General features: G+C 66.4%; 6 protein-coding genes and 2 tRNA genes. 4 read left to right on the top strand and 4 right to left on the bottom strand.

The window, feature by feature from the left end; translation table 11 throughout:
* Positions 1 to 494: 494 nt before the first annotated feature.
* Together A5767_RS21425 and A5767_RS21420 are read left to right on the top strand one after the other, a co-directional pair.
* Positions 495 to 1640 carry a DNA cytosine methyltransferase gene (locus tag A5767_RS21425; protein ID WP_064853105.1) on the top strand — a complete coding sequence of 382 codons (1146 nt, stop codon included), beginning with the start codon at positions 495 to 497 and terminating at the stop codon, positions 1638 to 1640.
* 11 nt (positions 1641 to 1651) lie between these two features.
* A complete protein-coding gene (locus tag A5767_RS21420) occupies positions 1652 to 2101 on the top strand; it encodes a very short patch repair endonuclease (protein ID WP_024102729.1) in 450 nt (149 codons plus the stop codon).
* Positions 2102 to 2131: 30 nt separating this feature from the next.
* On the opposite strand, the gene A5767_RS21415 is transcribed toward A5767_RS21420, so the two are convergent.
* The 4 genes from A5767_RS21415 to A5767_RS21395 all read right to left on the bottom strand — a co-directional run bounded on the left by A5767_RS21415 (position 2132) and on the right by A5767_RS21395 (position 6053).
* The gene (locus A5767_RS21415) at positions 2132 to 3280 is read right to left on the bottom strand and encodes an acyl-CoA dehydrogenase family protein (protein WP_064853104.1); all 1149 of its coding nucleotides are present in this window, start codon (positions 3278 to 3280) and stop codon (positions 2132 to 2134) included.
* Positions 3280 to 4512: an acyl-CoA dehydrogenase family protein gene (locus tag A5767_RS21410; protein WP_064853103.1), complete on the bottom strand. Its 1233-nt coding sequence runs from the start codon at positions 4510 to 4512 to the stop codon at positions 3280 to 3282. The genes A5767_RS21415 and A5767_RS21410 overlap by 1 nt, the downstream gene beginning before the upstream one ends.
* A gap of 1339 nt (positions 4513 to 5851) precedes the next feature.
* A tRNA-Arg gene (locus tag A5767_RS21400) sits at positions 5852 to 5924 on the bottom strand.
* Between the two features lie 37 nt (positions 5925 to 5961).
* Positions 5962 to 6053: transfer RNA gene (locus A5767_RS21395), tRNA-Ser, on the bottom strand.
* A gap of 148 nt (positions 6054 to 6201) precedes the next feature.
* Between A5767_RS21395 and hisC the strand changes: the two genes are divergently transcribed.
* Together hisC and A5767_RS21385 are read left to right on the top strand one after the other, a co-directional pair.
* Positions 6202 to 7281, top strand: coding sequence for a histidinol-phosphate transaminase (hisC, locus tag A5767_RS21390; RefSeq protein ID WP_064853102.1), 1080 nt, complete (start codon positions 6202 to 6204; stop codon positions 7279 to 7281).
* Between the two features lie 100 nt (positions 7282 to 7381).
* The gene (locus A5767_RS21385; protein ID WP_033097816.1) at positions 7382 to 9079 is read left to right on the top strand and encodes a bifunctional metallophosphatase/5'-nucleotidase; all 1698 of its coding nucleotides are present in this window, start codon (positions 7382 to 7384) and stop codon (positions 9077 to 9079) included.
* Positions 9080 to 9091 lie beyond the last annotated feature (12 nt).

The following is a 9091-nucleotide window of genomic DNA, read 5'->3' as shown; positions in this document are numbered from 1 at the left end:
GATGGAGCGGAGTACCAAAAATATTTGGCACTGACATTCATCGGCACACTGTTGAGTTCTCAAAGAACACGCACACATCATCACGCTCCGGACTGACGTCCGACCCGCTCTGAGGCAACTGTTCCAGCCTACTTCCTCATCCTCACGAACGCAAGTCCGTGTGGCTTTCGGAACCAGGGGCGGCTCGAAACCTTACCAGAAGGTTCGCAGCCATCACATTCGCAGGCGCCTTCGTCCAACCTCGTTGTCCCGTTCCTCTCGGCCCGGGTCGGTGTCCGTGTCGCTCTGACCTGGAATAAGTTACGCGAACATCTCCCAGAACACCAAATCGCCAGTTCAATGGCTGTTTCGATGGCCCGTAGCCCTTCACCGGAGGGGTAGGACGACCCCTCCATCGTGGTGCTCGTCGCGTCCGCTCACGGATCGTCCTACTTCTCGAGTAACGTTCACCGTTGAGCTGAGCGAGGAAGGGTGCCGTGACGTCGACGGGGAACATGGTGGGGTTGTTCGCCGGTATCGGCGGACTGGAGCTCGGACTCGGGCGACACGGGTGGAACACCGATCTCCTCTGCGAGATCGAGCCGGGTGCTCAGGCAGTACTACGTACGCGCTTCCCCGACGTTCCGCTTCATCCGGACGTCACGCGTCTCCGCTCTCTCCCCCGCGATACGGAACTGGTCGCCGCAGGCTTCCCGTGCCAGGACCTCTCCCAGGCCGGACGCACGGCCGGCATCACGGGATCGAAGTCCGGGCTCGTCGACGAAGTGTTCCGTCTCGTGAAGCGTAAGAACGGCCCGCGCTGGCTCGTCGTCGAGAACGTTCCCTTCATGCTGCAGCTCGGCCGCGGTGCGGCGATGCGTCACATCACCGACGCTCTCGAGGAGCTCGGCTACATGTGGGCCTACCGCGTCGTCGATGCCCGCGCCTTCGGTCTCCCCCAGCGTCGGCACCGCGTCCTGATGGTTGCCTCTCGTACGGACGATCCCCGCACGGTGTTGTTCGGCCAGGACGCCGGCATGCCCATGGAGGGCAATCCCGATCTGTTCCCCTGCGGCTTCTACTGGACCGAGGGGGTGCGCGGTCTCGGATGGGCAGTCAACGCCGTGCCCACGCTCAAGGGCGGTTCGACGCTCGGTATCGCCAGCCCTCCGGCCGTGCGACTGCCGTCCGGTGAGATCGTCACCCCCGGCCTGACCGACGCGGAGAGACTCCAGGGCTTCGACGCCGACTGGACGGCTCCTGCCGTCGAGGCCCCCGGTGTCCGCGCCGGACACCGGTGGCGTCTGGTCGGCAATGCGGTCAGCGTGCGGATGGCGTCGTGGGTGGGCCACCGTCTGAACAACCCCATCGCGTACAGCTCCGACCACGAGACCCCGCTCCTTCCGGGCGACACCTGGCCGACCGCCGCGTGGGGCGCCCGCGGACAGGCGTTCCGCGTGCACGAGTCGCAGTGGCCCGTTCAAGCTCCCTACGAGGACCTCGGCGGTTTCCTCCTCGACGCCCGTCTGCTGTCGGCGCGGGCGACGGCAGGATTCCTCCGACGCGCACGCTCCGGCAACCTGCGCTTCCTGCCCGGATTCCTCGAGGACGTCGAGAACCACCTCGAACGCATGGGTGGCTTCCCGCGAGTGGCGGCCTGAAAGACACCGTGATGGCGGCGTCGGATCGGCCCGGGACGGATCCGCGTACGAGTGCGCGGATGAGCCGGCAACGCCGACGCGACACCGTTCCCGAAGTGGCGTTGCGCAAGGAACTGCATCGCCGGGGGCGGCGGTTCTTCGTCGACCGCGCTCCTCTGCCGGGGATGCGACGCCGGGCCGACCTCGTCTTCCCTCGTCGTCGGGTCGCGGTCTACGTGGACGGCTGCTTCTGGCACAGCTGCCCGCAGCATGCGACGTTCCCGAAGAACAACGCCGAGTGGTGGGTGGCCAAGCTCGCTGCCAACGTGCAGCGCGATCGGGACACCGATGCGCGCCTGCAGGCCGCGGGCTGGACGGTGGTGCGGGTGTGGGAGCACGAGGATCCCGTCGTCGCCGCGACGCGCGTGGAGGATGCTCTGTCGGCTCCGCCGGAAACGGATGCGGGGCCGGCGCAGGGGTGATCCCCCGCACCGGCCCCTGGACCGATCCGATCAGCCCTTCGTGAGCTGTGCGTACCGGGCGACGTGCTGTTCGGCGGTGCCGAACTCGTACTCGATCGCGGTCAGTCGCTTGAAGTAGTGCCCGACGGCGAGTTCCTCCGTCATGCCCATGCCGCCGTGGAGCTGGACGGCGTTCTGGCCGACGAAGCGTGCCGCACGGCTGATCGTCGCCTTCGCGGCCGAGACCGCGCGTGCCCGCGTGGCGTCGTCGCTGTCGAGATGAAGAACGGCCAGGTAGACGGCGGACACCGCCTGCTCGACCTCCATGTACATGTCGACCATGCGGTGCTGGAGTGCCTGGAAGCTGCCGATGGGCTGACCGAACTGCTGACGCTGCTTGGCGTACTCGACGGTGTCGGCGAGCACCTTGCGCATCAGACCCACGGCTTCGGAGGACGCGGCGGCGGTCGCCTCGTCGATGCCGCGCGAGACGGACGGCCATGCGCTGCCCTCCTCGCCGAGCAACGAGTCGGCGGGTAGTCGCAGACCCGAGAAGACGATGTCGGAGGCGCGTCGGTCGTCGATCGTGCGGTAGGAGTGGATCTCCACACCGGTCGGCGGGTTCGTGGGGTCGAAGTCGACGAGGAACAGCGAGATGCCGTCGGTGTCGGTGCGCTCGCCCGACGTGCGGGCGGTGACGAGCAGGTGCGTTGCGAGCGGAGCGCTGGTGATGACGGTCTTCTCACCGTCGACGACCCACTCGTCGCCCTCGCGACGCGCGGTGGTGGACACGTCGTGGAGGACGTATCCGGAGGTGGGCTCGGTCGCGGCGAACGCCGTGACGGCTTCACCGGCAGCGATCGCCTCGAGGACGGACCGGGCTCGATCGACCCCTGCACGACCGAGCAGCCCGCCCCCGAGGACGACCGTGTCGACGTACGGTTCGATGACGAGTGCGTGCCCGAGCGCTTCGGACACCACCATCAACTCGACCGGTCCGCCGCCCATCCCCCCTACCTCTTCCGGGAGCGTGGCCCCGAGGATTCCGAGATCCTCGGCGAATGCCCGCCACACCTCCGGTTGCCAACCTTCGCCGGTGGTCGCGACCTTCCGGCTTTGCGCCAGGTCGTAGCGACCGGCGAGGAACTTGGTGACCGAATCGCGAAGGAGCTCCTGCTCCTTGCTCAAACCGAAGTCCATCAGAGCCCCAATGCTGCTTTGGCGAGGATGTTTCGCTGGATCTCGTTGCTGCCGGCGTAGATCGACCCGGCGCGGTCGTTGAAGTAACGCAGCGGCGCGACAGCCTGCCACTCCTCACCGCTGACGTAACCGTCGGCGGGCGGCACGTAGTCGGCCACCGGACCACCGGGCGCGGTGATGTGCGGCTGGTAGACCCGACCGCGCGGACCGGCCGCCTCGAGGGTCAGCCGGGTGATCGTCTGGCTGAGTTCGGTGCCCAGGATCTTGAGCATCGACGACGCGGGGCCGGGGTTCTTGCCCGCGGATAACGCTGCAAGAGTGCGGTATTCGAGGATCTCGAGTACGTCGGTGCGGATACGTGCCTCGGCGAGCTTGGCGGAGAACGCCGGATCGTCGATGAGCCTGCCACCCGACGGACCGGGCTGTTCGGCGGCCTCCTCGGCGATTCGTTCGGCCATGACCTGCAGGGCCGGCGCTGCCGCCGCTCCCCCGCGTTCGAAGACGAGCAGGTATTTCGCGACGGTCCAGCCGTCGTCGATTTTCCCGAGCACGTTCTTCTTCGGGACGCGCACACCGTCGAAGAAGACCTGGTTCTGCACTTCCTCACCGGACGTCATGACCAGAGGGCGGATCTCGATGCCGGGCGAGGTCATGTCGATGAGCAGGAAGGTGATGCCCTGCTGCTTGCGACCGGTCTTCGACGTGCGCACGAGCGCGAACATCCAGTTCGCCTCGGTGGCGTGCGTGGTCCAGATCTTGCTGCCGGTGACGATCAGGTCGTCGCCGTCGTCGACCGCCGCCATGCTGAGCGACGCGAGGTCGGAGCCGGCCTCGGGCTCGGAGTAGCCCTGACAGAAGAAGACCTCACCTGTGAGGATCCGGGGCAGGAAGTAGCTCTTCTGTTCTTCGGTGCCGTAGGCGACGATCGCGTGCGCGACCATGCGGATGCCCATCGGCGACAGGTTCGGGGCGCCCGCGAGGATCGACTCGCGGCTGAAGATGTAGTGCTGCGTTTGCGTCCAGTCGCATCCGCCGTACTCGACCGGCCAGGCCGGCGCCGCCCAACCACGCTCATGGAGGATGCGCTGCCACTCCATGCTCGCTTCGTGGTCGGAGTACACGCTCGTCGCGAGTCGGCCGGCCCGCCGCAGTTCGGGCGTCAGCTTCTCCTCGAGAAACGATCGCACCTCGTCTCTGAAGGCGGCGTCGGCCTCTGACCACGCAAGTTCCATGTCTTCTCCCCGCAGAGCGCGACCGCCGTTGCCGGACCATCGTGCGAATTCTCGTTAACTTTTTGAGAGTGGTACGAAATCTACTTCCACCCCAGCGGGCTCGTCAATAGACGGATATCACCTGCGGTACCGGCAGGATCTCCGACCGGGGACACGAACGATCGAGTCCCCGACTCCAGGTGGAGGGTCAGCTCGACACAAAGACGGAACGTTCACTCGTAGCGCAGGACCGGGGACGGTGGCGTTTCACCTCATGACTGCGGTCACACACTCTGATGGAACCTTGTTCTTGATAATGTAAACGTCACTCTTTCATCGTCGGCGCGCATCGAAAATTCGGAGGGCATTCGAGTGAAGTTCCGTAGCGGGACCGCATTCATGAAGGCCACGGAGATGCCGGCCGCCGCCCGCATGCTCGACGACGCCGGATTCCACGGCCTGCTCGTCTCGGACCACCTCATCTACCCGAAGGAGTTGAAGACGGTCTACCCCGGGCACGAGAGCGGCAAGCCGTTCTGGTCGCCGGAGACCGGGTCTCCATCGGACTGTCCGCGCGCCGATCGAGGACTTCGCCGGGAGGATCATCGCGAAGCCCACGTGAGCGCAACCGGAAACAGCAATCCTCGAACGAGAAAACCCTCACCGACAGGATCGATGAGGGTTTGGTCTGTGTGCCCGAACTGGTCGAACCTAGCCTGTCAGGCGTTTGCAGCCAGTTCCCGGCCCTGAAAGTACCTGGAGTGCGTGCGACGAAGCGTCTCGAGGGAGTCGCTCACCAGCGAAACAATCTCCACATCTTTGTCCGTTCGAGACTTCTCGAGCTCGAGACGCCGACGCATAGCAGCACGTCGTCCGTCGACGCCGGGGAATGACGTAACCGTCCGGTCGGCAGTCTTCCGGTTGTACTCGATCACGAAAGCCGTCACTGTTCCATCCCCTTCCGCTGTGCGTCTCGAAGCAGCTTCTCTACATCGTCGAGCATAGGAGAGAGTTCGGCTTCGTCTTCCAGCACCTTGCACCCGAGCTGGCGCCGTGAACCTCTGCCGCCAACTCGTCGTACCAGATCATGACGTCGTCGTAGTCGGGAGCGCCCTCCGGTGTCGCGACATTGTCACGGAGGCACTGGGCAAGAATCTCCATCTGTTTGTTGGACCAGGACCGATCTTGCACACACCCTCCTGTAGTCCGGGGAAGTCACGTGACGTCCCTTGCCGAGTGAAGATAGCCACAAAGATGTCGCTGAAGCCGGTCAGCAAGCCGTGTCGATTCTGTGTCGTGGCGACTCCGTAACCAGATACGAGAAAACCCTCACCGGAGTACCGGTGAGGGTTTTCGTGTGTGCGCCCGAAGGGATTCGAACCCCTAACCTTCTGATCCGTAGTCAGATGCTCTATCCGTTGAGCTACGGGCGCATGTGTATTCAATTGTCGTTGGTGACGCTACACCAACTGGCGGAGGCGAGAGGATTTGAACCTCCGGTCCCCGGTAAGGGGGACAACTCATTAGCAGTGAGTCCCATTCGGCCGCTCTGGCACGCCTCCTCGGGGATTCGATGCTCTCGAACCGCCGGATCGAAACATTACACATGCCCCCAGGGGAAACGCAAAACGCCTGGTCAGAGGCGTGTAGATGGACGGTCTCCCCCATCCTGCCGACCGGCGGTCACACGACGAGGCGCATAATCGGCTCGTGACTCCACAGACCCGCCCCGACCTCGAATCGATCCCCGCCTACGTTCCGGGCCGCTCGTTCCCCGGTGCGGTGAAGCTCGCCAGCAACGAGACGACCATCGGTCCGCTCCCCAGCGTCCGGGAGGCGATCGCCGACGCTGCCGCCGGCCTCAACCGCTACCCCGACAACAGCGCGACGGAGCTCATCGCGGCACTGTCGGAACGACTCGGCGTCCCGACCGAGCAGATCGCCGTGGGCTGCGGATCGGTGAGCCTGTGCCAGGAGCTCGTGCAGATCACGTGCGATGCGGGCGACGAGGTGATCTTCGCGTGGCGGTCGTTCGAGGCGTACCCGATCATCGCGGCCGTCGCCGGCGCGACCGCCGTGCGCGTCCCGAACACCGCGGACCACGGTCACGACCTGAAGGCCATGCTCGCCGCGATCACCGACCGCACGCGGCTGATCTTCGTGTGCAATCCCAACAATCCCACCGGGTCGCTGCTGGGCAAGGAGGAGCTCGCGCAGTTCCTCGACGCCGTCCCCGAGCACATCGTCGTCGCCCTCGACGAGGCGTACTTCGAGTACGTCCGCCCCGAGCCCGGTGAGGATCTGGCCGACGGTCTCGAGCTCGCGGAGGGTCGCCGCAACGTCGTCGTGCTCCGCACCTTCTCCAAGGCCTACGGTCTCGCCGGTATCCGCGTCGGATACGCGGTCGCCGACCCGTCCGTCGTGACGGCGCTGAGCAAGGTCCACACCCCGTTCTCCGTGAACTCGCTCGCCCAGACGGCTGCCGTGGCCTCGCTCGCCGCCGCGACCGAGTTGCTCGCGCGCACCGAGGGCGTCGTCGCCGAGCGGGAACGGGTCCACGCGGCACTCGTCGAGGCCGGCTACGAGGTGCCCACGAGTGCCGCGAACTTCCTCTGGCTGCCGCTGGGTGAACGCTCCGCCGCGTTCTTCGAAGCCGCAGCGGAGGCAGGCGTGGTGCTCCGCAACTTCACGGGCGAGGGCACCCGGGTGACGATCGGCGACCCGCATGAGAACGATCTCTTCCTCGACTTCGCAACCGGGCAGGGACGGGCACTCGCCGGCATCGGCTGATCCTGTGACGAGACCCAACCGTTATAGCTGGGTATCGGTGGCGTGATCCGGCCCTGACAGACTCGGGCGGTCGGATCGGGTCGGGTGGCGGAGGAACTGCATGGGGGCAGGCAAGGTGCGGCGCGCCCTGTCGACCTGCGCAGTCGTCGGCTCACTGGTCGCCTTCGGTGGTGCGGCACCTGCCGGAGCCGCGCCGACGAGCACAATCCCCTCGAACGCCGTCCCGCTCCGGGTGATCGCATTCGGCGACCTGCACGGAAATCTGCTGCCCCCGCAGGGACTGCACGGCGAGGTCGTCCGGTCGGACGGCGTCTCGGTCCCCGCGGGGGGTGCGGCCTATCTCGCCGCCTACGTCCGGCAGCTCAGGGAACAGGCCGACAACTCCGTGCTCTACGCCGTGGGCGACACGTGGGGTTCGTCGCCGCTCGAGTCGGGCCTGTTCCACGACGAGCCGACCATCGCCCTGCTCGACGAACTCGATCTCACCGCCGCGACCCTCGGCAACCACGAACTCGACCGCGGCTACGCCGAACTCGAGCGACTGCGGGACGGCGGTTGCCACCCGAAGGAAGGGTGCATCTACACCGAACCGTTCGAGGGCGCGAACTTCCCGATCCTCGGCGCCAACCTCACCACGACGGACGGCACACCGGCCGCACTCCCCTACAGCATCGACTACGTCGACGGACTGCCCGTGGGCGTCATCGGTGTCGTGCCGAGCAACACCCCCGACATCATCCGGCCCGACGCGATCGCGGGACTGCAGTTCGAGGACGAGATCGCCGCTGTCAACCGCACCGCCGACAGCCTCGGTGCGCTCGGCGTCCGTTCGATCGTGGTGCTCTACAAGGGCGACATCGGGGCCATCGACGGCGACGATCCGTGTCCGAGCGGGGACGACGGAGCGGCGGCGATCGCGACGTCCGTCTCCCCCGACGTGGACCTCATCGTCACCTCCGACGGCGACCGGCACTTCAACTGCACCTACACCGACCCGGCGGGCAGGCCGCGCACCGTCGTGCAGGGTGCTTCGCACGGGCGCATCCTGTCGGTCGCCGACCTCGTCATCGACCGGCAGAGCCGGGAGGTGCTGCGCGACCGAACCGTCGTGTTCACGCAGGTCGTCACGCACGACATCGATCCGGATCCGACCACTCTCGAGTTCGTCGACCGGGCAGTCGAGAAGTCGGCGGAGGTCGCGAACCGGTCCATCGCGCGCATCGGCGCCGACGTCACGCGCAGCGAGAGCCCGAGCGGAGAGTCGGCGCTGGGCAATCTGGTGGCCGACGCACAACTCGCGGCGACGCGGCATCTCGGCGCGCAGATCGCGCTGATGAACCCCGGCGGACTCCGCGGCGACCTCCTCGCCGGCGACGGCACCGTCTCGTACCGGGAGACCTACGCCGTGCAGCCCTTCGGGAGCATGCTGCAGGTGCTCGACCTCACCGGAGCCCAACTCGACGTGCTGCTCGAGCAGCAGTTTCAGGACAGCCCGGTCGGCTCGGAGGTCGAACGCATCCTGGCGCCCTCGCACAATCTGACCTACACGCTCGACCGCCTGGCGCCGCGCGGCGAACGGATCCGTTCGATCACGATCGACGGCGAGGCCGTCGACCCCGAGCGTGTGTACAAGGTCGTGATGAACAACTTCCTGGCCGGCGGCGGAGACGGTTTCACCGTGTGTACGGAAGCGCACGGACTGGTCGGCGCGGGCAAGGATCTCGACGCCCTCAACAACTATCTGGCGACCCGCTCACGCGTGGAGCCGCCGGCCGTCGACCGCATCCGCCTCCACTGAGACGGTGCCGTC

This window comes from Rhodococcus sp. 852002-51564_SCH6189132-a (genome assembly GCF_001665495.1).
Lineage (GTDB): Bacteria > Actinomycetota > Actinomycetes > Mycobacteriales > Mycobacteriaceae > Rhodococcus > Rhodococcus pyridinivorans.
The sequence above is the reverse complement of the archived record's forward strand: the minus strand, read 5'-3'. Positions and strand labels throughout refer to the sequence as shown.